This window comes from Actinopolyspora lacussalsi subsp. righensis, assembly GCF_900116555.1.
In the GTDB taxonomy this organism is placed as follows: domain Bacteria; phylum Actinomycetota; class Actinomycetes; order Mycobacteriales; family Pseudonocardiaceae; genus Actinopolyspora; species Actinopolyspora lacussalsi.
Genome location: NZ_FPAT01000007.1, coordinates 186,349 through 211,145, shown reverse-complemented (window position 1 = coordinate 211,145; position 24,797 = coordinate 186,349). Strand labels below are relative to the sequence as shown.

The following is a 24,797-nucleotide window of genomic DNA, read 5'->3' as shown; positions in this document are numbered from 1 at the left end:
CGCGGGCGCGCAACCGCTTCGGGAGCTACTCGTCCGGGGAGCTACTCGTCGGGGCCGACCCCGCTGGACGATCCCGTGACGATGTCCAGGAAGGACCGCAGCACCGGCGGTGTGCTGCCGCGCCGCCACGAGATCGCGGTCTGGGCCCGCTCCCCGACGTCGCTCAGCGTCAGGAAGACGGCACCGGCGCGCTGCAGGCTACGCATCGAGGCGGGCACCACCGCCACCCCCATGCCACCGGCCACGAGCCCGACGATGGTCTGCATCAGCCAGACGTCGCGCTGCACCACCCGAGGGGTGAAACCGGCGCGTTCGCAGGCCTCGACCACGATCGCGTAAAGCCCCGGCATGCTGCCGTGTCGGGCGGGCAGGATGAACGGTTCGTCGGAGACCTCGTCGAGCCGCACCCGCTCCCGGTCGGCCAGCCGGTGCGTGGCGGGCAGCGCGAGCAGCAGCGACTCCTCGGCCACCGGCCGGACGTGCAGCGCGGGGTCCTCGAACGGGAGGTAGAACAGCCCGGCGTCGATCCGCCGGTCGTGCAGCCGGTCCACGATCTCGTCGGGGCGCATCTCCTGCAGGTGCAGCGTCACGTCGGGGTACTCGGCCTTGAACCGGCGCAGCATGGGCGGCAGCACCGCGTTCGACGCGGAGGGGATGAACCCGAGCGCCAGCCTGCCCACCAGCCCGCTGCCCACCTCCCGGGTCATCCGGCCCGCCTGTTCCACCTCGTGCAGGATGCGCCGCGCCTCCTCCAGCAGCACCTTGCCCGCCTCGGTGAGCTGCGCGCCGCGCGCGGTGCGGTGCACGAGGTTGGTTCCCAGCTCCGTTTCGAGCTTGCGCAGCTGCGCGCTCAACGGAGGTTGCGCGATGTGCAATCGCGCTGCCGCGCGGGTGAGGCTCTGCTCCTCCGCGATGGTCACGAAATACCGCAGGTGTCGTAGTTCCACTTCCGCCATCCGTCGCAGCACAGCCGTGCCGCATATTTTGATCGTATGACTACCGTCACGAGATGGTATTGGACATATGACTTACGTCAAAGTCAGGCTGCTACCCGACGGTCACCACCCCGCCCGGACCCCATGACACGCCGCGCGACACCGCGACCACGCGACGCCGACCGGGCGGGGAGACGGTGTGACCGGCCGGAACTTCCAACCACGTCCAACCCAGCTAGGAGAGTGCTGTGTCGGGTGTTGAGACGACGAGTCGCGCGGGCGCCGCTTGGGTGCTGCCGCTGTGTTGGGCGGCGGTGCTGCTGGACGGCTTCGATCTGGTGGTGCTCGGATCGGTGCTGCCCGTGATGCTCGAGAACGACGTGTGGGGACTGACGCCCGCGAGCGCGTCGGTGGTCTCCACGGTCGGACTGATCGGCATGATGGTCGGCGCGCTGACGATCGGAACGGTCACGGACCTGATCGGGCGCCGCAAGGTGCTGCTGGTGGCGGTGACCACCTTCTCGCTGTTCACGCTGCTGTGCGCGGTGGCTCCCTCGGTGTTCGTGTTCGGGCTGCTGCGGTTCCTGGCGGGGCTGGGCCTGGGGGGCTGCCTGCCGACCGCGATCACGTTGACCACCGAGTACGCGCGGGGCTCGTGGCGCAGCAGCGCCACCACCACGATCATGACGGGCTACCACGTGGGCGCGGTGCTGACCGCGCTGCTGGGTATCGCGCTGATCCCGAACTTCGGGTGGCACGCCATGTTCGTGGCGGGGGCGCTGCCCGCCGTGGTTCTGGTGCCGCTGATGTGGCGCTACCTGCCCGAGTCCGAGGTCTTCCGGGCCAAGGCCGAGAGGTCCACCGAGTCGCACGGCGCCTCGGCGCGGCAGAGCATCACGCTGCTGTTCCGCGACGGCATGGCCCGCTCCACGCTGGCCTTCTGGATCACCTCGTTCCTGGGGCTGATCCTGGTGTACGGGCTCAACACCTGGCTGCCGGAGATCATGCGCAGCGCCGGGTACCCGCTGGGGACCTCGCTGGGGCTGCTGCTGACGCTCAACGCCGGTGCGGTGGTCGGCCTGGTCGTGGCCGGTCGCGTGGCGGACAAGGCGGGCGTGAAGGGCTCCACGGTGGCCTGGTTCGGTGCGGCCGCCGTGATGTTGGCGCTGCTCAGCGTCCGGCTGCCCGCTTTCGGGCTCTACGCGGCGGTGTTCTTCGCCGGGTTCTTCGTGTTCAGCGCCCAGGTGCTGGTCTACGCGTTCGTGGGGCGCAGCTACCCGGTGGACAGCAGGGCCACCGGGCTGGGCTGGACCACCGGTGTGGGGCGCATCGGCGCGATCAGCGGCCCGTTGATCGGTGGTGCGCTGCTCACGGCCGGTATCGCCTACCCGTGGGGCTTCTACGCCTTCGCGGCCATCGGCGCGCTGGGTGCGCTTGCGGTGGCGATCGCGGCGCGGCCCGCCTCGCACGCCGAGGAGTCGGGCGAGGTGAGCTCGGAGCGCGAGGAGTCCGTGGTCACGGGCTGACGAGCGCGGCACCGTCGCGGAGCGGGTACGACCCGCGGAGCTGAATCGGACGCGGGGAGTCGCCGGTGTTCACCGGGGCTCCCCGCGAACTCTCGGAGCAGCGAGTTACCGCCGCGTTCTCCGTCGGTTCCGGTGTTTCCGTGGGGGCTCGGCGTTTCTGCGGGACGCGGCGTCTGTTTCGCCGCAGCATCGAAGGCGGTAACCGCCGCCTACGCCTTGGAGTCGACGTGGATTCGGACGGTGTGCTGGACCCGGCAGAGGTGTTCGACGAGCTCGGGGCCGACTACGAGGCGGCGTTCCACGAGGCGCCGCTGGTGTGGCAGGGGCTGCACGAGCTGCTGGCGCGGCTGCGGCCCGGTGACGAGGTGCTGGACCTGGGCAGCGGCACCGGCCGCCCCGTCTCGGAGCGGCTGTCCGGCGCCGGGTTCGAGGTGACCGGCCTGGACGTCTCGGCCACCATGATCGAGCTGGCCCGGCAGCGGGTGCCGGGGGCGCGGTTCGAACTCACCGACATCCGCGACCGGGACTTCCCGCCGGGGTCGCTGCACGCGGTGGTGGCGTTCTTCTCGTTCCTGACGCTGTCGCGCGCGGAGATCCGCACCATGCTGGAGCGGGTGCGGGACTGGCTCGCGCCGGGTGGCGTGTTCGCGCTGCTGACGGTGCCCGGCGACATCGAGCAGCGGGTGGTGCGCTTCCTGGGATACCCGATCCACGCCACCAGCTTCGCCGCCGAGCAGTGGCCGCGGCTGCTGGAGCGGGCGGGCCTGGAGGTGCTGCGGGACAGCTCGGAACCGTTCGTCCCCACCGGACGGAGCAGTACCGAGACCGAGCAGCACCAGCTGCTGCTCGCCCGCAAACCCTAGAATCTCGTCGTCTTCCGAGATCCCAGCCCTCTTCCAACGCCGCTCTCCCCGGCATCCCTCGCGGCGATTTCTCGAGAAATTGACGAGGTCCAGGTCGGGGTGGTCCGGGTGTCCCGCCACTGTGTCGGGGCTGGTCGGGACACCCGGACCATGACTGCGGGCCGCGCCAAGGCGACGATGCCGGAACTCGGAAGGGTTCAGGGCCTCTGGAGCCGCCGCAGCCCGGCCAGCACCCGGCCCATGACGACCGGGTCCGGCTGCTCGGCCGCGCTGCCCAGGCCGCTCTCGACATTCCCGGCCTCCCCGGCCCCGGCAGCAACCCCGGTACCGGGCGCGGTACCAGCCGCCGCAGCAGCCTCGGCGGCAGCGGGCACCACCGACGGCACCACCGGCCCCGGCACCGCCGGGGCGAACAGGTGCGGCTGCTCATCCGGATCAACCAGCGGCCATCCGATCAGCTCCACCGTGGGCCGCTCCTCCCGGAAGTAGGGTTCCAACCGCAACACCGCCAACCCGCGTGCCGCCGGGCCACTGCCCCCGGCATGGCGCGGACGCCAGGCGCCCCGCCGCGACCAGCACCGCAGCACCACCGCCACCCCGGCCAGCACCAACGCGGTCCCCACCGGCCACACCGAACTCACCATCACCGGGCACCACCCTCATCACCCAGCACACCCGCATCGACCACACCGTCCACGGCCCCACCACCGAACGAGACCGCCGCCGCGTGCTCCCGCAGCTGCCGCGCCACCCGCTCCAGCACCACCGCCGTCTCCGCACACCGCCGCGCCGTGGCCCGACCACCGGCCAGGTCGCAGGCCACCTGATCCAGTACCCACTCCTCGTGCTTGAGCGCGATCGCCAACTTCGCCCGCTCACCGGTCACGACCGCACCACCCTTCCGGCGCGCCGCTCGACCTCGGCCAACGGCTCCAGTCCGACGACCTCCCGCGTCCGCTCGTCACAATCGCGACACGTGCCCCACAACCACGCCACCTCACCCGTCTCCGCCGACACCTCCACGCCGCACAACGTCGACACCACCACACCCTCCGGAAACTCCACCCCCGGCAGCGGCACCACATCCCCACTCGCATGCCGAGCACCACCACCCGGCACCCACACGAACGGATGCGACACGAGCGATCACTCCTTATCGAATAGTGCACTAACTTCCATTTGGTGCATGCACAGATTTTCAGTGCATGCACCAAATCCGCAATGCTTCGATCGCGTGACACTCAGAAACAACGCGGCGACTGACTAGGATCGGTGCATGGCCAGCACCGCTGATACCCCACGCTCTCGCCAACTCGGTGCCGAGCTGCGGCAAGCACGCAAAGCTTCCGGGATGACCACTCACCAGCTAGGACGGCAACTCGACCGCTCACACACCCACGTGTCACGGTGGGAGACCGGCAAGCTCACGCCGAGCGAAGCGGACACGAGCGCGGTGCTGGGAATCCTCGGTGTCACCGGTGAGGAGCGCGATCGACTGCTCAAACTGGCACGCGACGCGGGAGATCCGAACTGGGTCGCTCCCGGTGTCGATCGCCAACTGGCGGCGCTGACCGAGTACGAACGGACAGCACGCACCATCGTCGATGTACAACCGCTACTGATCCCCGGACTGCTCCAAACCGCCGAGTACGCCAGATCCATCATGATCGGCGCAGGCGCTACGCGTGGCGAAGCAGATCAGCGAGTCACCTTCCGTCTCGGCCGTCGAGACGTCCTCACCCAACGCGATCCGGTCAAACTCGTCGCCGTCATCGGCGAACACGCACTCCGCTACCCACCCTGCGAACCAGGCGTGATGTTGGAACAACTACGCCACCTGATCAGCTGGACAGAGCTACCCAATGTCTCCCTTGGTGCCATTCCACTGGAACAGCGCTACACGCCCGCACTCGAAGGCCCCTTCGTGCTCCTCGAATTCGAGCGAACCAAACCAGTCGTCCATCTCGAACACTACCGTTCCAGCACCACCATCACCGACGCCAAAGACGTGGCCGACTACCAAACAGCAGCCGATAGCCTCCGACAGACCACCATGAGCCCCGATACCACCACACAACTCATAACCAAGATCATCGAAGAACTGAAGGAGGCAACATGAGCCCAACAACCCACTGGCACAAGTCCAGCTACAGCGGCAACCAAACCAACTGCGTCGAGGTCGGGCGGTTAGCCGACGGCGCGGCCATCCGCGACACCAAGAACCGCGCAGCCGGACACCTCACCACCAGCCGAGCACAGTGGACAGCCTTCATCACCGCACTCAAAACCAACCGCTTCCACTGACCACCAGACCCCACAACGGCGTCCCCGGTACCCACCAGGGGCTCCGGGGACGCCATCAATTTCTCGCTTCGTTTTAACCAGTGCGTGCGCCACGTGGCTCGATCTGAGGTGAGAGTACGTAGGGTTACGCCCCATCGGACAGTCATAGCCTGCCCGGCAAAAGTCCGATGAGCGCCCTCACGAGGCCCCGGCAATCCTTGCCAGAGTGGTGCACACACCCCCGCCAAACCGTCCGCGAAATCGCCATGATCCCGACCGAGTCCGCAGAGCTCATCAGCGACGTCATCAACGGAACGGAGAGCAAACCGTGACAAAACCACGCGACTGGCGTAAGTCAACCCGCAGTACGAACACCTCGAACTGCGTCGAAGTCGGCCGGTTAACCAACGGCGCGGCCGTCCGCGACACCAAGAACCGCACGGCCGGACACCTCACCACCACCCAAGCACAGTGGACGGCCTTCATCGCCGCCCTCAAGACCAATCGCTTTGAGTAGAGCCGAACACCGCCCAAATCGCCTGGATGTGAGGGGTATATCAAGACGGTTTACTGCCCAAAACCACCACGTCTCAGGACCACACGACAGTGGTAGCTCTGCTCATGAGACAGAAGAGAACACCGTAGAACGGCGCTACGTGTGGGGGAGCTGCACCAGAGGTCGGTGTGATCGCCTACCCTAGTGAGGCAGGCGATCACGCCGTGTAAAAACAGTCTGTCAGCGGGCGGCTGCCACCAACACCGCTGACACAGTTGCCCTGCCTGGTTTACGTGCTCTGAGAGGACAACCATGGAAGACCCTAACGCCGGTGCTTCTCGCGCGCACCGTGAGAACAACCTCAACCCAACCGTCCAGTTGATGACTGTCACACCGGAAATGGCTGGTAAGTGGCTGGCAACCAACGACAACAACCGCAACATACGTGAACGCTTGGTAGAAAAGATCGCGGGTGCGATCCGACGCGACGAGTGGCAGGTCAACGGGGACACTATCCGTTTCGATGAAAACGACAGACTGCGAGACGGTCAGCACCGGCTGCTAGCCATCCAGCATTCAGGTCACTCTGTAAGGACTTTTGTGGCGTGGGGGATCTCCGGAGAAGCCCAGGTCACGATGGACACCGGCGCAAAACGCACCCTTGCTGATGTGTTGCGACTGCGAAGCGAATCGCAAGTGACTGAGTTGGCTGCCGCTCTGCGGTTGTACTGGCGGTATGAACAGGGAACACTGCGGTACTTCAAAGTTGAGCCTACCTACGAGGAACTCCTGACTCTCTTGGAAGACTGTCCTGGACTGCGGAAGTCAGTGCAGCAGTCGCAACCAATCAAAAAGTTCCGTATGTCACCAGCAGTTGCGGCCGTCGCTCACTTTGTTTTTTCCACATTGGACGAAGACGAGGCCGACTCGTTCTTTGCGCAACTGGCAGATGGCAACGAGCTAGCACAAGATAGTCCAGTGCACAGGCTGCGTGAGTGGCTGATTAGCACGCCTTCCTCAAAACGTAACTACTCACAAGCACACATTCTGGCGCTGTACATCAAGTCGTGGAATGCACACATCAAAGGTGAAGGGTTGCGTGCCCTGCGATGGAGGGCTGGCGGATCCAATCCTGAGGCATTCCCAACTCCTTTGAACCCGAACGACTTCTAAAAATTTCCACAGCGACGAGCCCCATACTGCGGAACGTGTGGGGCTCGTTTCCATATGAACTTATTGACAGATGCGGGTTCGAAGTCGTCATAAGCCCGACCAAATCCGTGGAGCTCATCGACGAAGCCATCAACGGAACGGAGAGCACACAATGACCACACCGCACAGCTGGCGCAAGTCAACCCGCAGCACTAACACCGACAACTGCGTCGAGGTCGGCCGGTTAACCGACGGCGCGGCCATCCGCGACACCAAAAACCGCAACGCCGGACACCTCACCACCACCCGAACACAGTGGACAGCCTTCATCACCGCCCTCAAGACCGACCGCTTCGAATGAGTTCAGCCGTCCAGACCGTCCCGGAAAGTGCGCGCGCACCGGGACGGTCTTCTCACTCGGCCGTCTCACCCGACTTCCGGATCGACCTTCCACCGCAGCGGGGGGAGGATCCGCTGGACGGCACCATCGACGAACGGGAAGAAGCGGTATGAGCTCAGCATCCCACTGGCACAAGTCCAGCTACAGCGGCAACCAAACCAACTGCGTCGAGGTCGGCCGGTTAACCGACGGCGCGGCCATCCGCGACACCAAAAACCGCAACGCCGGACACCTCACCACCACCCGAACACAGTGGACGGCTTTCATCACCGCCCTCAAAACCAACCGCAGCGAGAATGGCCCTTGAAGGGAGTGGCCCCACAATGATCTTGAACGCGGTGATCCACGGGACCTACCACTACGGTGAGTCCCCCAGCAGGTGGAAGCGCTGATCAACAAGGTCCTGTACGACCTGGACCCGGGCACCCCGTGGGAAGCGATGGCCCCCGGCGAAGATGCCTACTTCAGCTTCGCCACCGCTCGTCACGATGCGGATACCTTCGACTGGTGGCCGGACAACTACCTGCAGATCGCGACGAATCCACGCACCGGCTTCGGCGCGCTGACCTGGACACACACCGAAGAGCGCCAAGTGGCCGACTCCCTTTACGGCCACCGGTGGGTCTCGGTCAACCCGCGTCCTCCCCGGGACCCCGCAGTCATCGGTGACCCGGGATACCCACGCTGGTTCCACCCCGCCTACACCATCCCACTCGACCACGTGGAAGCCGCGATCCGCGAGTTCTGCCGCCGTGGAACAGGTGAGCGGCCCGAATGCATCCTGTGGTCCTCGGACGGTGACGATCTCGGCCGGTTGTACGTAGACGCACACCAATACCGAGCCATGCTGCGCAACGCCGCATAGCCCCGATGAGCTTGGCGGCGGTGATCAGCTGCTTCCTACCTGGATCGGCGCGTGCGCCGACTTCACCTAGCCCACGGCGCGGCCCTCCGCGCCACCAAGAACCGCACCGCCCTCAAGACCAACCGCTTCCACTGACCACCAAACACCACGGCCCATGACGGCGTCCCCGGTAGCCACCCCGGCCCGGAGGGCGCCGTCAATTTCTCGCGAAATCGCCGGGAACCGGGCTCCCGGCCTCCTCCCACAGCCGAGTGGCGATTCGCCCGGCCGGGTCATCACCCGCTTCGCGGTAGCCGGTCCCCGCCCACAGCGCCAGCCCGTCCTGGTCGGCCTGCGCTGCCGCGGCGGCGCGCAGCGGTTTGGTGAGCTGGTTGACCTCCGGGTACGCGGCCGGGGCTATGGCGTCGTGCTCGGCGATGAACCGGTTGCGCAGCCCGCGCGCGTTCCTGCCCGAGAACGCCCTGGTCACGGCGGTCTCGGCGAAGCGCGGATCGATCAGCGCGTCCTTGTGCGGCCCGTTCGTCCCGGCCTCGGGGCAGCGCAGGAAGGCGGTTCCCAGCTGCACCGCCGTGGCCCCCGCCCGCAGCGCGTTGGCGATGTCGATGCCGTCGGAGATCCCACCGGCCGCGAGCAGCGGCAGCTCGGTGGCCGCCCGCACCCGCACGAGCAGTTCGAGGGTGCTCACCTCGTCGTCCGGGGTGTCCGGGTGGAACGTCGCGCGGTGGCCGCCCGCCTCGGTGCCCTGCACCGTGAGGGTGTCGGCACCGTTGCGTTCGGCGTGCAGCGCCTCGTCGACCGTGGTGACGCTGGCCACCACGTGCGTGCCCACCCGGTGCAGCCGCCGCACCACCTCCTCGGGCGGCGGGCCAAACGTGAAGGAGACGATCGGGACCGGTTCGCGTTCCAGCAGGTCGAGCTTCTCCTCGAAGCGGTCGCGGTCGGCCGGGTCGGGCTGCGGCAGTTTCGCGGCGTAGCGCTCGGCCTCGCCGCGCAGTTCCGCCAGGTAGGCGGCCACTTCCTCGGCGCGGTCGGACGGCGGCCCCGGCACGAACAGGTTGACGCCGAAGACCGGGACCTCGCCGCGCAGCCGTTCGATCTGCTCCCGCAGGGTTTCCGGGGTCTTGTAGCCCGCCGCCAGGAAACCGGTACCGCCCGCCGATGCCACGGCGGCGACCAGTTCCGGTGTGGACGGTCCGCCCGCCATCGGCGCGGCGATCACGGGGAGCCGCAGCTCGGAGAAATCGAACACCGCGTGCGCTCCTGGTTCTCGAGGAAGTCGTGTTCCGGCCCACCAGCGGCGAACCGTGCCGGACGACGGGGCTACCCGCTGAGGCGAGGCGACAACCGTGCGGCCCGGCGAGATCCACGGTCACAAAGCCGGAACCGCCGCGCAACAGCGGCGCGGATGAAATCCGGCACAGCGTGCCGGGCTTGTCGGCCGTCAACACACCAGGGGTGAAATCCAGGTAGCCAACGAGTGCGAGAGCTCGACGTCGCTTCCCGAGCGGCGACCGGTGGGGACGCCGAATCCCGTTACCCCCGCACCCCGGTCGAACCGAGCCGCCCCGCCAGGTCCCGCACGAGCGTTCGCAGCAGTGCGACGAGTCGCTGCTCACGTTCCCGGCTGTGTCGGGCCTTGAGGAGGGTGACGCTGACCGCGGCGGTCGTGCCGCTGCGGGTCGAGACCGTGCCGGCCAGGCAGAATATGCCCTCGCCCGCTTCCTCGTCGTCGACGGCGTAGCCCCTGGCGCGGATCTCGGAAAGCTGCCAATCCAGTTCGGCGCGGGTGCGCACGCTGTTCGCGGTCAGCCGGGGCAGCTCCTGGTCCGTACCGAGCCGTTCCGCCAGCTCGCGCTCGCTCAGCGTGGCGAGCATCGCCTTGCCCACCGCGGTACACGTCGCGGGCAGGTGACGACCGACTTCGGAGACCAGCCTGATCGGGTGGCCTCCACCCCTGCGTGCCAGGTAGACCACGTCGGAACCGTCGAGTACGGCCAGCTGGAGGGTCTCCTCCTCGTCCTCGGCCAGCTCGAGGCAGGCGGCGTGGAACTGCTGGACGAGGTCGACACCCGCGAGATACGCCTCGCCGTACTCCACCAGCCGCTGGCCGAGGCAGTACTCCCCGTCCACCTGCCGCAGCAGCCCTCCCTGCGCGAGGGCGTGGCACACGTTGGACACGGAGGACTTCGCGATCCCCAACCTCCGGCCGAGCTCGCTCGGCCCGAACGACTCCTCCCGGTTCGCGGCGAGCATGTCCAGAACCGCCACCGCACGCGTAACCGCGGGCGCGAGAGAGCGGTCTCCGTCCCCCTGACCCGATTCGTTCTCCACGATCCGTGCTCCTCCTCAGCCGGTCCCTGCGCCGCATCCTATTTCCCACCTCGGATTGACACAGATCACAGCGGCCCATATCGTTCAGCATGCTGTCTACCGTTCAGCATATTGACCATTACGAGTGATGGTCGCCCGGAACAACTCAAGGAGAGGCGCAGTGCACCTGGTTCGTTACGTGGATCCCGGGACGGGCACGGTCCGCATCGGCCGCCACGAAGGAGACCGCGTCACCCCCCTGCCCTCGGTGGAAAGCATCGCGGAGCTGTTACGCCTGCCCGCGGCCGAGTTCCGCGAGTTCCTGGAGCGGAACACCTCCGCCGACTCCACGCCCGAATCGGGCGCTCGGCTACTTCCTCCCGTCGACGGCCGCACCGAGGTCTGGGCGAGCGGCGTGACCTACGAACGGTCTCGGGGCGCCCGCGTGGAGGAGAGCGAGGCGGGCACCGTCTACCTGCACGTCTACGACGCGCCACGGCCCGAGCTGTTCTTCAAGGCACCGGCGTGGCGCGTGGTCACCGACGGTGATCCCGTCGCCATCCGCGCGGACTCGCCACTCAACGTTCCCGAGCCGGAACTGGCGCTGGTCGTCAACAGCCACGGCGAGATCGTCGGTCTGACCGCGTGCAACGACATGAGCTCACGCTCCCTGGAAGGGGAGAACCCGCTCTACCTGCCGCAGGCCAAGGTCTACAACGGCAGCTGCGGACTCAGCGCGGGCATCAGGCCGATCTGGCAGGTGGAGGACCCCACCGACCTGCGCATCAGCATGACCGTGCGACGGGACGGGAACGAGGTGTGGCGCGGGGAGACCTCCACCGCGAAGCTGCACCGAACCCCGCGGGAACTGGTGGACGCGCTGTTCGCCGAGACCGACTTCCCGGACGGTGCCGTGCTCGCCACCGGCACCGGGATCATCCCGGAACTCGACTTCACCCTGGCCCCGGACGACCTGATCGAGATCGAGATCGACGAGGTGGCGAGGCTGTCGAACCACGTCGTTCGGGGACGGGAAACCACCTCCTGGTTCACCGAATCCCCCACCGAACCGAAAGCGAGGGCGTGATGACCACGGCCACCACCCCGGAGGAAACAGACCTCCCCGAACTCGAACGAACGCTCGGCGCCGCGCGCGAGGCGGCCGGACCGCTCGCCGCGCTGCGTCCCTCCGAAAGGGCCCTGCTGCTCCGGGCGGCGGCGGACGCGCTGGACGCCGCGACCGAGGAGCTCGTCTCGCTGGCCGAGAGCGAGACGGCGCTGCCGCGCCCCCGCCTCACCGGCGAGGTGGGCAGGTCCAGCGGACAACTCAGGATGTTCGCCGCGGCACTCGAGGACGGCGGGTACCTGGAACCCGTCATCGACACGGCGACCGAGAACGGCAGGCCCGATCTGCGGCGGATGCTCGTTCCGCTCGGACCGGTCGTGGTGTTCGGCGCGAGCAACTTCCCGTTCGCCTTCAGCGTCCCGGGCGGTGACACCGCCTCGGCGCTGGCAGCGGGATGTCCGGTCGTGGTCAAAGCGCACCCCGGACACCCACGGCTGTCCGAACGCATCGGCGAGCTCCTCGCCGGAGCGCTCCGCGCCTCCGGGGCCCCCGAAGGCGCTCTCGCGGTGGTGCACGGGCAAGACGCCGGCCTGCGCGCGTTGACCGATCCGCGGGTCAAGGCGGCCACGTTCACCGGCTCGGCGGCGGGCGGAAAAGCACTGCTGGACGCGGTGAACTCCAGGCCCGACCCGATCCCCTTCTACGGCGAGCTGGGCAGCCTCAACCCCGTGTTCGTCACCCCCGCCGCGCTGCGCGCACGCGGCCCCGAGATCGTCGACGGGTACGTGGCGTCCTTCACCCTCGGCGCGGGACAGTTCTGCACCAAACCCGGTCTGCTGTTCCTGCCCTCGGGGCACGGCGAACGGCAGCGCATCGTCGACGCGGTGGAGCGGTCGGCTCCCGCCGCGATGCTCAACGAGCGGATCAGGGACGCGTACGCCGCCGAACGCGAGCGGTTGACCACCGTCCCCGGAATGCGAGTGCTGGCCACCGGCGCTCCGGCGGACGAGCGGGTACCCGCCACGCTGCTCGAAACCACCGTGCCGGAACTGCTGGCCAATTCCGACTCCGCGCTCACCGAATGCTTCGGCCCCACCTCGATCGTGGTGACCTACGAGAACCTCGCGGAACTGCGAGAGGCCGCCGAGGCGTTCACGGGAAACCTCACCGCCACCCTCCACTGCGAGGCCGAACAACTGTCCGACCCGGACAACGAGGTGGTTCCTCCGCTGCTGGAAGTGCTGCGCGAACGGGTCGGCCGGGTGGTGTTCAACGGCTGGCCGACCGGGGTCGCGGTCACGGCGGCCATGCACCACGGCGGCCCCCACCCCGCCACCACCGGTTCGGTGCACACCTCCGTCGGCACCACGGCGCTGCGGCGGTTCCTGCGTCCGGTGTGCTTCCAGTCCACCCCCCAACCACTGCTCCCGGAGGAGCTGGCGGACCACAACCCGCTCGGGCTGCCCCGCCTCGTCGACGGTGAGCGGAGCACGTCCCCGGTCAGGAGGCCGTTATGAACGACGAGGACAACCGCAGCAGGCACTGGTTCGGCGAGAGCGGCAGGGGCGGTTTCCTCCACCGCTCGTGGATGCGGGCCCAGGGGTTCACCGACGAGGTCTTCGACGGACGTCCGGTCATCGGGATCTGCAACACCTTCTCGGAGTTCACACCGTGCAACGCGCACCTGCGAAGGCTGGCCGAGAGCGTCAAGCAGGGAGTCTGGCAGGCGGGCGGATTTCCCGTGGAGTTCCCGACGATGTCGCTCGGCGAGACACTGCTGCGCCCCACGGCCATGCTCTTCCGCAACCTGCTGTCGATGGACGTGGAGGAGTCGCTGCGCGGCAACCCCATGGACGGAACGGTGCTGCTGACCGGGTGCGACAAGACGACCCCCGGGTCGATCATGGGAGCGGCCAGCGTGGACCTGCCCAGCCTGGTGGTCACGGGCGGCCCCATGCTCAACGGCAAGTTCCGAGGCTGCGACATCGGTTCGGGAACGGCCGTGTGGCAGTTCACGCAGGACGTCAACGCGGGCAGGATGAGCAAACAGGACTACCTGGCCGCCGAGTCGGGCATGTCCCGGAGCAACGGGCACTGCATGACGATGGGCACCGCATCCACCATGGCCTGCCTGACCGAGGCTATGGGCCTCTCGCTCCCGGGGTCCGCCGCGATACCGGCCGTGGACTCCCGCCGCTACGCCACCGCGCAGCGCGCCGGACAGCGGATCGTCGAGATGGTCGGCGAGGACCTGCGACTCAGCAGAGTCGTGACCGAACCCGCGATGCGCAACGCGGTGGTCGCCAACGCGGCGCTGGGCGGATCCACCAACGCCGTGGTCCACCTGCTGGCCATCGCGGGCAGGGTGGGACTCCCGCTGACGCTGGACGACCTGGACGCGATCAGTCGCGACGTGCCGTGGTTGGCGAACCTGCAGCCCTCGGGCGAGTACCTGATGGAGGACTTCTACTACGCGGGTGGGCTGCCCGCCGTCCTGGCCGAGCTGACCGATCTGCTGGACGAACGGGCGATCACGGTCACCGGGCGCGGGCTCGTCGAGGCTGCGTCCGGCGGGGAGCGGGTGCCCGGCACCGAAGTCATCCACCCGCGTGCGGAGCCGCTCGGTCTCGGCGCGGGGACCGCGGTGCTGCACGGCAACCTCGCCCCGAACGGAGCGGTCGTCAAGCAGTCCGCGGTCTCCCCCGAGCTCGCGAACCACCGGGGCAGGGCGCTGGTGTTCGACAGCATCGAGGAGTACGACGCCGTCGTCGACGACCCCGAGCTGGACGTGGACGCGGACACGGTGCTCGTGCTGCGGAACTCCGGACCACGCGGCTACCCCGGAATGCCCGAGGTCGGCAACCTCACCGTTCCCCGCAAACTCGCCGAGCGGGGCGTGGACGACATGGTGCGCATCTCCGACGCACGCATGAGCGGAACCGCCTACGGAACCGTGATACTGCACGTATGCCCCGAGTCCGCCGTGGGCGGACCGCTCGCGCTGGTGCGGAGCGGTGACTGGATCGAACTCGACGTGGCCTCCCGGCGGCTGCACCTCGACGTACCCGACGAGGAACTCGCCCGTCGGCGTTCCGAGCGGCACCCCACCCCGCGGCAGGAGGAGCGCGGCTGGGTGAAGCTCTACACCGAGCACGTCCTGCAGGCCGACCAAGGCTGTGATCTCGACTTCCTGGTCGGCTCCAGCGGCCCGACGGTGGCGCGGCAGTCCCACTGACGGCCCCGGGACGCCCCCGTCCCGCGTTCAACCGCGCGCGAGCACCCTCGGCGGCTCGCGCGCCGCATCCCCACCCCTTTTGAAACCGCTTCCGGCGATGCGCGCCGCCACCGGTTTCGAGGAAACCCGCATCGAGGAGCTTCCCGTGGAAACGACGACGGAGCCCGTCTACGGAATCATCCCGCTGCTGGCGATAGCGGTCGCCGCGGTGGCCCTGCTGCTGTTACTGATCGTGCGGTTCAAACTGCACGCCTTCATCTCGTTGGTGCTGGTCAGTCTGCTCGTCGGGCTGGCGACACGGATACCTTTCGACGAACTGGTGGACACGCTGCTCACCGGATTCGGCGACACGCTGGCGAACGTGGGGCTGCTGGTCGGCCTGGGAGCCATGATCGGGCGACTGCTGGAGATCAGCGGCGGTGCACGGGTCCTGGCCGACACGTTGATCAACCGGTTCGGCCCGCGACGGGCTCCGCTCGCTCTGGGGTTCGCCTCCCTGCTGTTCGGTTTCCCCATCTTCTTCGACGCCGCCTTCGTGGTGCTCCTCCCGATCGTATTCAGCGTGGCGCGACGGTTCGGCGGCTCGTTGCTGCTGTACGCCCTCCCCACGGCCGGGGGTTTCCTGGCGATGCACGCCCTGGTCCCACCACACCCCGGCCCGGTGGCGGCTTCCGAGCTCCTCGGAGCCGACGTCGGCCTCGTGCTGCTGCTCGGTCTGCTCGTGGCCGTGCCGTCCTGGTACGTGGGCTCGTACGTCTTCTCCAAGTTCATCGGTCCCCGTATCGACGTGCCGGTGCCGGTGCTGGGCGCTTCATCCGAAGTGGACCAGGACACGGCGGGTTCGGAGGAGGCCGCTCCGCTCCCCCGGTTCGGCACCGTCCTCGCGGTACTGCTGCTGCCGCTGGTGATGATCTTCCTGCACACTGGGCTGGAGACACTTCGAACGGTGGGAGCGGTCGACTCGGACGCGGCGTGGGCGCGTCCGCTGCTGCTGCTCGGGGAGACACCGATCGCGCTGTTGACCACCGCGATCGTCAGCATCGTCGTGTTCGGACGCGGACGATCCCGGACGAACGTGGAGCGGATCGTCAACGGAGCGCTCGGGCCGGTGTGCGCGATCATCCTCATCACCGGCGCCGGTGGGATGTTCGGAAGCGTGCTCCAGGCCAGCGGAATCGGCGACGCGCTCGCCGAAACGCTCAACGCGGCCGGATTCCCGCTGATAGTGGCCGCGTTCGTGATCGCGACCGGGCTGCGCGTGGCACAGGGTTCGGCCACGGTGGCGCTGACCACCACCGCCGGGCTTCTCGCGCCGACGGTCGCGGCTGTCGAGGGGCTCTCCGCGCTGTACCTGGCGCTGCTCGTGCTGGCGATCGCGTGCGGATCGATGGTGCTGTCGCACGTCAACGACTCGGGGTTCTGGCTGGTGGGACGTTTCCTCGGCCTCGATGTGAGCACCACGCTCAAGACGTGGACCGTGATGGCCACGCTGGTCGGCGGCACCGGTTTCCTCCTGGTGCTGCTCATCAGCGCGTTCGCCTGATCCCGGTCCGGGCTCACCGGACGGCGCGGCCGATCGATTCGTCGGGGCGTGGTGCACCGGGGTCGGTGCACCACGAGAAATCCGGCGCGAACCGGACGAACCAGGGCCGGACCCGGTTCTCGTGGGAGAGAAACGACTCGCCGGAAAGGACCGACGTGGTGTAGTACTCGCTCGACGTCGGTCCTGCCGGAGCGATAGGCCGCGGCAGGTTCCGCCGACCCGACCACTGCCACGAGGACGTTCACCGATGACCAGAACCGTTCGAGCCGAGTTCGACGAGCGGACCGTCACCGTCTACCAGGCGTACCGCCCGGAGATAGCCGACCCCGCGCTGCGGGCGGGAACGTTCGTCGCACCGTTCAAACGCGACCGCATGACCTGGATCAAACCCTCGCTGCTTTGGATGATGTATCGCTGCGGCTTCGGCACCAAACCCGACCAGGAGCGGGTGCTGGCCGTGCGGCTGTGGCGGGAGGGTTTCGAGTGGGCGCTGGCCCACTCCTGCGCGAGCTCGTTCGACCCGAGGCGCTATCGCGACCACGAGCACTGGCGCGCCCATCTGGCCGAGAGCCCGGTGCGGGTGCAGTGGGATCCCGAGCGCGACGCCGCCATGCGCCCCACCGAGCGGCGGGCGATCCAGGTGGGGCTGGGCGGTGACGCGGTGCGGCGCTACGTCGACGAGTGGATCGTGTCGGTGCACGACCGCACCGAGCTGGCGGGCGAGCTCCACCGGCACCACCGGGACGGCGATCACGAGGCGATGCGGCGGCTGCTGCCGGTGGAGCGGGAGTACCCGCTGCCGGAACGGATCCGCACCGTCATCGGCGGCGACTGAGCGCGCGGATGCCCGCTCGGGGACCGGGGACACCCGATCGGGGTCGCCACCTCGCGCGGTGGGAGATCCCGCGGGCCGAGCACTCGGACGTTCCGATCGTGCGACCGCGAAGAGCGGGCCGCGCGGCCGGGAGAGGTGCTCCCGACCGCGCGGCGGGGTGGCTCACTGGGAGACCCGCACCCAGTCGATCAGGTAGCGGGAGCTGCCCGAGGCGACCTTGTCCACGGTGGACTGCGGGAGGCCCGGGTAGGGCTGGGTGACCCCGTTGACGCCCTGCGGGTAGGAGCCGCCGAGCGCGAAGTTGAGGATCATGTACTGCGGGTCGTCGTAGACCCAGGTCCAACCGTTCCGCTCGATCTCGGCCTTGGTGATGCGGTAGATCTGCCTGTCGTCGACGAAGAAGGTGAACCCGCCGTTCCACCAGTCGGCGCGGTAGGTGTGCCAGCCGCCCGGATCGCCGTTGGGGAAGGACTGGCTGGCGTTGACCGGGGTGTCGCCGTGGTACTCGGGCCCGTGCAGCGCGACGCTGGTCCACGGCTCGCCGACGTTCTCCATCACGTCGACCTCACCGTTGGTGGGCCAGGGCTCGCCCTCGTCGATCTTCGCGCCCAACGACCACCAGGCGGGCCACAGTCCGGCCGCGTTGGCGTTCTCCGGCAGTTTGATGCGGGCCTCGTACCTACCGTAGGTGAACTCGAAGCGGTCCTGCGTGCTCACCCGGCCGGAGATGAAGTCGTAGCTGCGGCCGTCGGGGGCCTGGTGGCCGGGCCGGTAGCGGGGGTGCAGCGCGAGCGCGCCGCCGCTGGCACCGGCGACGTTCTGGTCGATGTAGATGGTCTCCGGGGAGTCGACGTAGGCCTGCTGCTCGTTGTTGACCGTGCCGAAGTTCTCGCCGGTTTTGAGGACCTTCCACTTGGAGCGGTCGAGGTTGTTGCCCGAGAAGTCGTCGAAGAAGGTCACCGCGGACGTGTCCGCGGAGTCGGCCGGGCTGGCGGCGCTGGTGGCGGATACCGACAACAGGGCGGTCAGCGCCAGGGCGGCGCCACCGACCAGTTGCTTCCTTCGTCCACGCATCGAAACTCTCCTCGCTGGGGGTGACGGAGCGGGTGCACCCGAACAACGATGCTGGTGGGGAGAGGTTGAACGGTAAAGACGGTATCGATCAAGTAACACGAAGTTGCGCCGGAAGGCCGATCGGGCGGCGACGATCGGGCGTGCTCACGGGGTCGGGAACGAGCGAGTGTGAGAACTTGACACTCTTTCCCCGAAGCGGTGCCCGGTACGTGGTGGTCGGTTCCGGCCGGGAGTACCTCACGGTGGAGATGCGTCGTGTTCCAACCGTCACGCCAAGGCTCATCCACCGGCCGGCACCTCGACAGTTAGATCAACCATCCAATTCGATACTGTGCTCTCGCAGGTCGAACTCCTCGAAGTACTCCTTGGTGTTCTTCGCCGCGAGCATTCTGACGTGTCCGTCGTACTCCAGGAAATTGGAGAAGTACACCCTCACTACATCCCCGTCGAGCGAGGCGGCACAGGAAAACCTGTCACCCGGGGAAACGCAGTACAGGAGGTCTATGTCCTCGGCCACGTCCTCCAGCTCGCACAGCAGGGAAGGCTCATCGCCGGTATACACGACCAAGACGTGCCCGAAAGATCCCCAAGGCGTACCGCGACATTTTTCCAGGAAATGGTCGTCCACGTCATCGGGATGACACAGCTTTTCGTTCTCAACTACCCGCCAGTCGACATGACTTCCGGCCCACGGGAAGGAGTTGAGGTAATTCTCGAAGCGTCCCGAAACTCTTTCGTCCAGGGCGATCACGTCGTGCTCTTGCATCCATTCTTTGATTTGCGGCCTGTCCAGATACATCGAAACCCCTCCGGAAAATCACGAACACGAGAAAAGAAAACATTGCCGGGCGGTTCCACGACAGGCGCCCATCCCCGGGGGCACCACGCGAACCCGCGCGAACCCGACAGCGGGTCCGGTTCAACCGACTTCGGTAATCTCGACCCCAAAACTTTCCCACAACTCGGAAACCAGTTTCCGTCGTGCGTAGCGCACCAAGCCGCGCGCCCACCACCTTCCCTCGTCGAACTTGGGAAATACATCCGGGATCAGCAGTGGCCGAAAGCGGGCGTCGATGATCTCCACCCTGGTGCGAAACACCACCATTCCCGAGAACTCCTGCAGCTCAGGGGTGTTCAAAGCAACCTCAATACTATCTCTTAGTGTTCGATCGTTAAAGTAGTCCTCCCTATCGTAGGGATACCCCTTATCGCAGTCCGCAACGAAACGGTCCCATCGCCCCAGCAAGGCATCCGGCTCCAGATCCCGCCATTGCCCAGAGTCTCGGACAACCCCGATGAAGGCATCGCGAAAACTACCGGAACTCCACGTCATCCAACCACCAACGACCCTTCCGAAAGATCATTTGTACGGATCCGTATCCGCGAGATACCGCGCGGTCGTCTTGAACCACGGCGAATCCCCTGGAAAATCACACGGCATCCACGGCTCCCGCCGTCGCCCCGAGACGACCTCCACCAAGAATTCCACCATCGAACCCTCGAAGACGCTCCATCGCGACACATCTCGATCACGAGACACTATCCACCAGCGATCCGGATCCTCTCGAGGATCCATCCACCAGTAACAGACATCAACGTCGATAGTAAAACCCCAAGGCAGCAGATCAACCCGACCGGGTTCGAGTGTGTAGCGCTCAGGAACCCTCTCTGCGGCGGAACGCAAATCGTCCAACTGCTCTTCCCACCACTCCGAAAACTCCTCCTCCGAAGTAATCAGCTGCTCCAACAGCAAGTAATCTTCGAGTGTTCCGTCACCGTAAACCTCCATGAACTCCTTGTAATCGTTCGGCAGCGCCACGCCGAGTCGACGCTCGACATCTTGCCAAGGTTGCGGTGCGGGTGCCACCTCCGGAGGCGGTAACAACATTCGCAACCGATCCAATGAGGACGCCATCGGCAACTCGCTCTCCATTCCCGCGACATGAGTCATCACTCATCTCACCGTTCACCCGAGTCGCGGTCGTTGAACGACAACCTTCCTTTGAGCTGTTCCGGAGCAAGGTCCGCAGGATGAACGTATGCCTCTTCGTCCAACTCACCGCGCCGTACCATTCCCGCGATCTCGAAATCAGTGTCGAGCAGACTCGCCCGAAACCGATCGCGCCGCTCGTCGAGCACCACCACAGTCAGCGACTCCCCCACGCCGGGAAGCTCCTCGGAAGCCAACCAGGACGGAATCTTGATCTTGTCGACAATTCCCTCGACACCGTCCCGTGTAACGACCCTGACACCGTACGACTCCACCGCGACCACAGTCACGTCCAACTCCGCGCAATCCCGTACCAACGAATCGCTCGTTCCCGTGTCGCACATCCGCCGTAGCGTAGCCTTCCTCAACCGGTCAACCGACCCGGACCATATCCACGAGCCCAGCCAGGAACGGATTCGACCTCAACTCCTCACGAGCCCCGTACAGCACGTCCAAAGCGGCACGAGCCGCGACAACAGGAGCCCGCTCGATGTCGTCCGCGGAAACGCACGAAACCACAGGCGAAAAGCTGTAGGACAACTCGACATCACCACCTTGCTTCGTCGCGAAGACATACTTCTTAGTCATGGACGTCATCACAATAGAAGCACCCAACCTGCTAACCTCGTGCCGCAACAGGCCAAGCATCAAAACAAAGTCAACAACCGAAACAACCGGATCCGACAGCAAAATATCGTTCTCGCCGTCGCCGATCAATACATCGGCATAAAAATAGTCAAAGACAAAATTGCTGTTTCTCAGCGCGGAAAGCGGAACTTCCGACTCCCACTCACCTCCCCACGAGGGGTCTTCGTCGCGAGGAAAAAACCTAAAAGATATCATCGAAACCTCGAGGGAGGAATGAACCACAGTCAAATCGTGATGACTGCAACACCAACCATCGTTCCGGACACGATACACTCCGACACCGAACCTCGTCCGCGACCGATACGCAGCCCAAGCTTCCGCTCTTCGGATCGCTTCACGCACCAGCTCAGGGGAAAACACATGCGCAACCGCGAACGGATCGAGTGCATCGAGAACAGTCTCATCCCGTTGATCAGGCGGGTTCCCGCGCTGTCCGACGAGGACCGAAAAGACATGACCGAACTCGCTGTCCACGCCGAGTGGGGGATAGCTTTCGAGAACATGTGCGCGCAGCTCGGCGAGTACGACGCGGTCCTCACACGCGAGCTCCATGAAGAAATCGTCCGTGTCGGCCGGATGTGCGGAGTCGAACCCCGCACCTGGAAGAATCTAGACGAGAACGTGGAACAAGGACGTTAACGAACCCGAACTCCACTGCCGATCAGCACAGTAGATCCCAGCACTCCGGCGTGAACGGCTTCAGGTCAGTTGTCATACTCGATCAGATCCTCCACCGCTTGGCGGAGCCAGTCGTAGAAGCCCTCGTACTCTCCCTGCCGCTCCCACCCCGGCGAAGCGAAATCGTGGACGATCACCACGCGGGCATCGCGATCGAGATCCCAACAAGCGACATCATCGTTGTCGATCCTATGAGCGAACGGGATCACATTCCTGTCCGGATAGCGTTTTCGCAGACCGGCAAAGTGTTCCACAAGCCTTCTCCCCTCCAGAATCGACCACGGCTCCAGGTCCGTGAGCCCGAGCTCCACCACACGAACGAACTCCCGAGGATAGGTAAATCCTTCCGGAAGACATTCAGGACTCAGCAAGTTCGCCACTGATTTCCCACCTATTCGTCAACAGACGTCCAAAAAGCCAAGCTTCACGAGGCACATCCCACTGTTCTCGATTCATGACGCCCCTGTACTCACGCGTTCATTCACGCGGCACCTTGATGATGCCGCTGTCCTCCTCCTCGGCGAGCCACTCGTTCGCTTCGTGGAAATCGACAACATCGCGGAGCCTGCTCCGAACATCCCCCGGAACGGACTTTATCTCCTGGTTGAACGCCTCCGCCGCCTCGGCAGGCAATCTGGCCACAATCAGAAGTACATCGCCACTTTGATCATACGGAATTCGAGTGAGCTCGTCGGCCGCCCCAGCGACACCCTTCCCGAGATCAGCGAGCGGGAAACGCTGCAGAGCACGATACGCGGCTTGATAAGCACCGTAATCGTCTTCGGCTCGCAACGAAGAAACGATCGGAACAACCGCCTCCGGACCTTCATCACCGGTCACGGAGTCAGCCAGCTCCACATAACGGTTCCAGCGACGCTCGACTTCATCCTGCGGAACAGTCTCATCCTCATCCTGGACGATGTCACCGCACTCGACGATCTCAACCTCCCAGTCCACAGACACCCGACACCAACTCCTCTCGCTATACCCTACGATCTCGACAACCAAGCAGCCCGAACATGAAGGGACTTGGTACTACTGGTACCGGAACTCACGCATTTCGACCATGCCTGACTTCGATCAAAGTTCCGCCGTCAAGCGGCCAAGCATGACTACGTGTTCGGCGACTCTAGGGAAGGCCCAGACGGGCGATCAACACTTCCCGAACTAGATCCCCTATGCGCTCCAACTTTTTCACCTCTGCGGCACTTTTGGTGGCCCTCTCGGTCTGCCATTCAATGAGTGTGGGAGCGAACCAGATCAGCTGAACCAGTCTCGAATCGACGGTATCCCCGATCGGCGGAACCGTCGACAACAGCGCCACGTAGGCCTCCCCAGCATCGGGATCAAACCGGCCCGAACGAAGCTTTCCCAAAAACCCGGACTCGGAGTCCCAGGCCTCTTCCAACGCCTCCAACAGCTCGTCGTCCATCGCCAACCTCCTCACCAACGACCCACGACGGCCTCGCGACCCCACAGAAACTACGGTCTCCTCACCTCCGATTCGTCACGAGTCCATATCATTTCTCTTGCTTTTTCCCTGGATCGAATCCCTTCCGGGACGTGCCTTGACGTGTCCGAACGCCCCAGCGACTACTGGAGTTCGTCCACACGGATACGGAACCCCCACAGAGCCACTCCCCGTCGACTTGGACGGGGTGGAGGAATGGCTCGGTCTGAGGTTACCCACCGATTACAAGAGACTTGCCAGTGCACACGGCCCGGTACTGTTCGGTGAATACATCTGGATTCATGTCCCCTGTTTTCAGGATGGTGACATCGAACGAGGTCAGCAGGACTTCGACTACGGAAGCTGGCTGCACGATACTCACCGCTGGGCACGCATCATGGCCCGCGACGAGCTACCGGAGTCGGACCGCCCCGTCTTCCACCCGACTGTCGGTGGGTTGCTCGCCTGGGGATTCGGTCGTCACAGCGACATCCTGTTCTGGGACACTTCCGCTTCCTCCGATCCGGACGAGTGGCCTGTAGTCGTGTGCCACGGATGGGAGGTCATCCACAAGAGCCCGTCGCACCCGGAAGCGGAACGGCACACCGAGTGGCGTGAGTACGGTCTCGGTTTCACCGAGTACCTCAAGTACCTCACCGATGACGAACAGACCCCCGATCCGTTCTTCGGGCGGCTTCCACCCACCATCTCCCGCACTCGCTTCCTGGTGTCCCCACGCCCCTGGGAACCACCGGAGGACACCGGCCCACGACTCACCGACGCGGAGCGCCGGGTCGCGCTCGAAACCGGCTCCGGCCTGAAAGCGCTACGATTGCTGTGTCCGCCGCCGCGGGCACCGCACCTGGGAGGCTCTTCCTGGGAAGAGCTTTTCACCGAGCTGGGCACCCGTCTGCCGGCCGAGTACATGGAACTCATGGAAACGTACGGCTCGGGCTGCTGGACCAGGTGGCTCCGCTTCCACACACCGCTGCGCACCGGGGAGAACGGTTTCACCGACCACGTTCGGGAGATCAACGACGGGTACCGGTACCTGCGGGATGAGTTCCCGGAAGGCTTTCCGCTGCCCGTATGGCCGGAGCCCGGTGGGTTCCTGCCGTTCGCCACTTCCCTGGACGAGGACGAGGTCGGCTGGCTGGCCAACAGCACGAATCCCGACGAGTGGCCGCTGATAGTCCATCCGCGGCATGACGATCAGGGCCCGCCGCTGGAGCGGGGCCTTATCGCCACACTATTGGAGTGGCAGCGCGGTAAGTTCGGAACCGAGGGGCTTCCCCGGTTCGACGAGGACGACGATCCGGTCGAATTCGCCGAGTTCCACCCCTGGGGCCAGGACAGCTACTGGTAACCACCCCGCACGCTGTCGATCTCCAGTACCCGGTCGGTCCCATCTCGAGCACGCTTGTTCCGGAGCCGGGTCGACGGCTTCG

31 protein-coding genes are annotated in these 24,797 nt (G+C 65.9%); 16 read left to right on the top strand and 15 right to left on the bottom strand.

Features of this window, described 5'->3' with window-relative positions; translation table 11 throughout:
• Positions 1 to 41: 41 nt before the first annotated feature.
• A complete protein-coding gene (locus BM394_RS14415) occupies positions 42 to 956 on the bottom strand; it encodes a LysR family transcriptional regulator (RefSeq protein WP_245780196.1) in 915 nt (304 codons plus the stop codon).
• A 227-nt stretch (positions 957 to 1,183) separates the two neighbouring features.
• On the opposite strand from BM394_RS14415, the gene BM394_RS14410 reads away from it, so the two are divergent.
• Both BM394_RS14410 and BM394_RS14405 read left to right on the top strand, forming a co-directional pair.
• The gene (locus tag BM394_RS14410; protein ID WP_092978731.1) at positions 1,184 to 2,461 is read left to right on the top strand and encodes an MFS transporter; all 1,278 of its coding nucleotides are present in this window, start codon (positions 1,184 to 1,186) and stop codon (positions 2,459 to 2,461) included.
• Positions 2,462 to 2,688: 227 nt separating this feature from the next.
• Positions 2,689 to 3,324, top strand: a complete 636-nt coding sequence (locus BM394_RS14405; protein ID WP_175530109.1) for a class I SAM-dependent DNA methyltransferase — start codon at positions 2,689 to 2,691, stop codon at positions 3,322 to 3,324.
• Positions 3,325 to 3,521: 197 nt separating this feature from the next.
• On the opposite strand, the gene BM394_RS14400 is transcribed toward BM394_RS14405, so the two are convergent.
• From BM394_RS14400 to BM394_RS14390, 3 genes are read right to left on the bottom strand one after another with little or no spacing between them, the layout of a single operon-like run.
• On the bottom strand, positions 3,522 to 3,968 hold the full coding sequence (locus BM394_RS14400; RefSeq protein WP_139235233.1) for a hypothetical protein: 447 nt from the start codon (positions 3,966 to 3,968) through the stop codon (positions 3,522 to 3,524).
• The gene (locus tag BM394_RS14395; protein WP_092978722.1) at positions 3,968 to 4,210 is read right to left on the bottom strand and encodes a hypothetical protein; all 243 of its coding nucleotides are present in this window, start codon (positions 4,208 to 4,210) and stop codon (positions 3,968 to 3,970) included. Before BM394_RS14395 ends, BM394_RS14400 begins: the two co-directional genes overlap by 1 nt.
• Entirely contained in the window at positions 4,207 to 4,464 is a 258-nt protein-coding gene (locus BM394_RS14390; RefSeq protein ID WP_092978720.1) for an HC3 family zinc finger protein, read from the bottom strand. The genes BM394_RS14395 and BM394_RS14390 overlap by 4 nt, the downstream gene beginning before the upstream one ends.
• Positions 4,465 to 4,600: 136 nt before the next feature.
• On the opposite strand from BM394_RS14390, the gene BM394_RS14385 reads away from it, so the two are divergent.
• The 7 genes from BM394_RS14385 to BM394_RS14360 all read left to right on the top strand — a co-directional run bounded on the left by BM394_RS14385 (position 4,601) and on the right by BM394_RS14360 (position 8,520).
• On the top strand, positions 4,601 to 5,443 hold the full coding sequence (locus BM394_RS14385; protein ID WP_092978718.1) for a helix-turn-helix domain-containing protein: 843 nt from the start codon (positions 4,601 to 4,603) through the stop codon (positions 5,441 to 5,443).
• Positions 5,440 to 5,628, top strand: a complete 189-nt coding sequence (locus tag BM394_RS14380; protein WP_092978716.1) for a DUF397 domain-containing protein — start codon at positions 5,440 to 5,442, stop codon at positions 5,626 to 5,628. The genes BM394_RS14385 and BM394_RS14380 overlap by 4 nt, the downstream gene beginning before the upstream one ends.
• A gap of 307 nt (positions 5,629 to 5,935) precedes the next feature.
• Positions 5,936 to 6,124 (top strand): DUF397 domain-containing protein, encoded by a 189-nt coding sequence (locus BM394_RS14375; RefSeq protein ID WP_092978715.1) that lies wholly within the window; start codon positions 5,936 to 5,938, stop codon positions 6,122 to 6,124.
• A gap of 291 nt (positions 6,125 to 6,415) precedes the next feature.
• Positions 6,416 to 7,276 carry a hypothetical protein gene (locus BM394_RS22475; protein ID WP_139235232.1) on the top strand — a complete coding sequence of 287 codons (861 nt, stop codon included), beginning with the start codon at positions 6,416 to 6,418 and terminating at the stop codon, positions 7,274 to 7,276.
• Positions 7,277 to 7,427: 151 nt separating this feature from the next.
• The gene (locus BM394_RS14370) at positions 7,428 to 7,616 is read left to right on the top strand and encodes a DUF397 domain-containing protein (RefSeq protein ID WP_092978713.1); all 189 of its coding nucleotides are present in this window, start codon (positions 7,428 to 7,430) and stop codon (positions 7,614 to 7,616) included.
• A gap of 148 nt (positions 7,617 to 7,764) precedes the next feature.
• Positions 7,765 to 7,962 (top strand): DUF397 domain-containing protein, encoded by a 198-nt coding sequence (locus BM394_RS14365; RefSeq protein ID WP_092978709.1) that lies wholly within the window; start codon positions 7,765 to 7,767, stop codon positions 7,960 to 7,962.
• A 72-nt stretch (positions 7,963 to 8,034) separates the two neighbouring features.
• A complete protein-coding gene (locus BM394_RS14360) occupies positions 8,035 to 8,520 on the top strand; it encodes an Imm1 family immunity protein (protein WP_092978704.1) in 486 nt (161 codons plus the stop codon).
• Positions 8,521 to 8,716: 196 nt separating this feature from the next.
• On the opposite strand, the gene BM394_RS14355 is transcribed toward BM394_RS14360, so the two are convergent.
• Positions 8,717 to 9,769 (bottom strand): NAD(P)H-dependent flavin oxidoreductase, encoded by a 1,053-nt coding sequence (locus BM394_RS14355; RefSeq protein ID WP_092978702.1) that lies wholly within the window; start codon positions 9,767 to 9,769, stop codon positions 8,717 to 8,719.
• A 284-nt stretch (positions 9,770 to 10,053) separates the two neighbouring features.
• Positions 10,054 to 10,851, bottom strand: a complete 798-nt coding sequence (locus BM394_RS14350; protein ID WP_139235231.1) for an IclR family transcriptional regulator — start codon at positions 10,849 to 10,851, stop codon at positions 10,054 to 10,056.
• A 160-nt stretch (positions 10,852 to 11,011) separates the two neighbouring features.
• Between BM394_RS14350 and BM394_RS14345 the strand changes: the two genes are divergently transcribed.
• The 5 genes from BM394_RS14345 to BM394_RS14325 all read left to right on the top strand — a co-directional run bounded on the left by BM394_RS14345 (position 11,012) and on the right by BM394_RS14325 (position 17,509).
• Complete coding sequence (locus BM394_RS14345) at positions 11,012 to 11,917, top strand: fumarylacetoacetate hydrolase family protein (protein WP_217643511.1); 906 nt, start codon at positions 11,012 to 11,014, stop codon at positions 11,915 to 11,917.
• The gene (locus BM394_RS14340) at positions 11,917 to 13,413 is read left to right on the top strand and encodes an aldehyde dehydrogenase (NADP(+)) (RefSeq protein ID WP_092978696.1); all 1,497 of its coding nucleotides are present in this window, start codon (positions 11,917 to 11,919) and stop codon (positions 13,411 to 13,413) included. Before BM394_RS14345 ends, BM394_RS14340 begins: the two co-directional genes overlap by 1 nt.
• Positions 13,410 to 15,131 (top strand): IlvD/Edd family dehydratase, encoded by a 1,722-nt coding sequence (locus tag BM394_RS14335; RefSeq protein ID WP_092978694.1) that lies wholly within the window; start codon positions 13,410 to 13,412, stop codon positions 15,129 to 15,131. Before BM394_RS14340 ends, BM394_RS14335 begins: the two co-directional genes overlap by 4 nt.
• A gap of 145 nt (positions 15,132 to 15,276) precedes the next feature.
• On the top strand, positions 15,277 to 16,674 hold the full coding sequence (locus tag BM394_RS14330; RefSeq protein WP_245780195.1) for a GntP family permease: 1,398 nt from the start codon (positions 15,277 to 15,279) through the stop codon (positions 16,672 to 16,674).
• A gap of 247 nt (positions 16,675 to 16,921) precedes the next feature.
• Entirely contained in the window at positions 16,922 to 17,509 is a 588-nt protein-coding gene (locus tag BM394_RS14325) for a DUF4291 domain-containing protein (protein ID WP_092978690.1), read from the top strand.
• A gap of 162 nt (positions 17,510 to 17,671) precedes the next feature.
• On the opposite strand, the gene BM394_RS14320 is transcribed toward BM394_RS14325, so the two are convergent.
• The 6 genes from BM394_RS14320 to BM394_RS14295 all read right to left on the bottom strand — a co-directional run bounded on the left by BM394_RS14320 (position 17,672) and on the right by BM394_RS14295 (position 21,443).
• Positions 17,672 to 18,583, bottom strand: coding sequence for a glycoside hydrolase family 16 protein (locus tag BM394_RS14320; protein ID WP_092978686.1), 912 nt, complete (start codon positions 18,581 to 18,583; stop codon positions 17,672 to 17,674).
• Between the two features lie 310 nt (positions 18,584 to 18,893).
• Positions 18,894 to 19,382 carry a hypothetical protein gene (locus tag BM394_RS14315; RefSeq protein WP_092978683.1) on the bottom strand — a complete coding sequence of 163 codons (489 nt, stop codon included), beginning with the start codon at positions 19,380 to 19,382 and terminating at the stop codon, positions 18,894 to 18,896.
• Between the two features lie 120 nt (positions 19,383 to 19,502).
• Positions 19,503 to 19,916, bottom strand: a complete 414-nt coding sequence (locus BM394_RS14310; protein WP_217641811.1) for a hypothetical protein — start codon at positions 19,914 to 19,916, stop codon at positions 19,503 to 19,505.
• A gap of 27 nt (positions 19,917 to 19,943) precedes the next feature.
• Positions 19,944 to 20,534 (bottom strand): SMI1/KNR4 family protein, encoded by a 591-nt coding sequence (locus BM394_RS14305; protein ID WP_092978681.1) that lies wholly within the window; start codon positions 20,532 to 20,534, stop codon positions 19,944 to 19,946.
• Between the two features lie 8 nt (positions 20,535 to 20,542).
• Complete coding sequence (locus BM394_RS14300; protein WP_139235229.1) at positions 20,543 to 20,863, bottom strand: hypothetical protein; 321 nt, start codon at positions 20,861 to 20,863, stop codon at positions 20,543 to 20,545.
• Between the two features lie 82 nt (positions 20,864 to 20,945).
• Entirely contained in the window at positions 20,946 to 21,443 is a 498-nt protein-coding gene (locus tag BM394_RS14295; RefSeq protein WP_139235228.1) for a hypothetical protein, read from the bottom strand.
• Between the two features lie 138 nt (positions 21,444 to 21,581).
• On the opposite strand from BM394_RS14295, the gene BM394_RS14290 reads away from it, so the two are divergent.
• Positions 21,582 to 21,860 (top strand): MafI family immunity protein, encoded by a 279-nt coding sequence (locus BM394_RS14290; protein ID WP_092978676.1) that lies wholly within the window; start codon positions 21,582 to 21,584, stop codon positions 21,858 to 21,860.
• 65 nt (positions 21,861 to 21,925) lie between these two features.
• On the opposite strand, the gene BM394_RS14285 is transcribed toward BM394_RS14290, so the two are convergent.
• From BM394_RS14285 to BM394_RS14275, 3 genes are all read right to left on the bottom strand, one after another.
• Positions 21,926 to 22,279 (bottom strand): hypothetical protein, encoded by a 354-nt coding sequence (locus BM394_RS14285; protein WP_092978674.1) that lies wholly within the window; start codon positions 22,277 to 22,279, stop codon positions 21,926 to 21,928.
• Positions 22,280 to 22,376: 97 nt separating this feature from the next.
• Positions 22,377 to 22,862, bottom strand: coding sequence for a hypothetical protein (locus tag BM394_RS14280; protein WP_092978673.1), 486 nt, complete (start codon positions 22,860 to 22,862; stop codon positions 22,377 to 22,379).
• 166 nt (positions 22,863 to 23,028) lie between these two features.
• Positions 23,029 to 23,331 (bottom strand): hypothetical protein, encoded by a 303-nt coding sequence (locus BM394_RS14275; RefSeq protein WP_092978671.1) that lies wholly within the window; start codon positions 23,329 to 23,331, stop codon positions 23,029 to 23,031.
• A gap of 226 nt (positions 23,332 to 23,557) precedes the next feature.
• On the opposite strand from BM394_RS14275, the gene BM394_RS14270 reads away from it, so the two are divergent.
• On the top strand, positions 23,558 to 24,715 hold the full coding sequence (locus BM394_RS14270; RefSeq protein ID WP_175530107.1) for an SMI1/KNR4 family protein: 1,158 nt from the start codon (positions 23,558 to 23,560) through the stop codon (positions 24,713 to 24,715).
• Positions 24,716 to 24,797 lie beyond the last annotated feature (82 nt).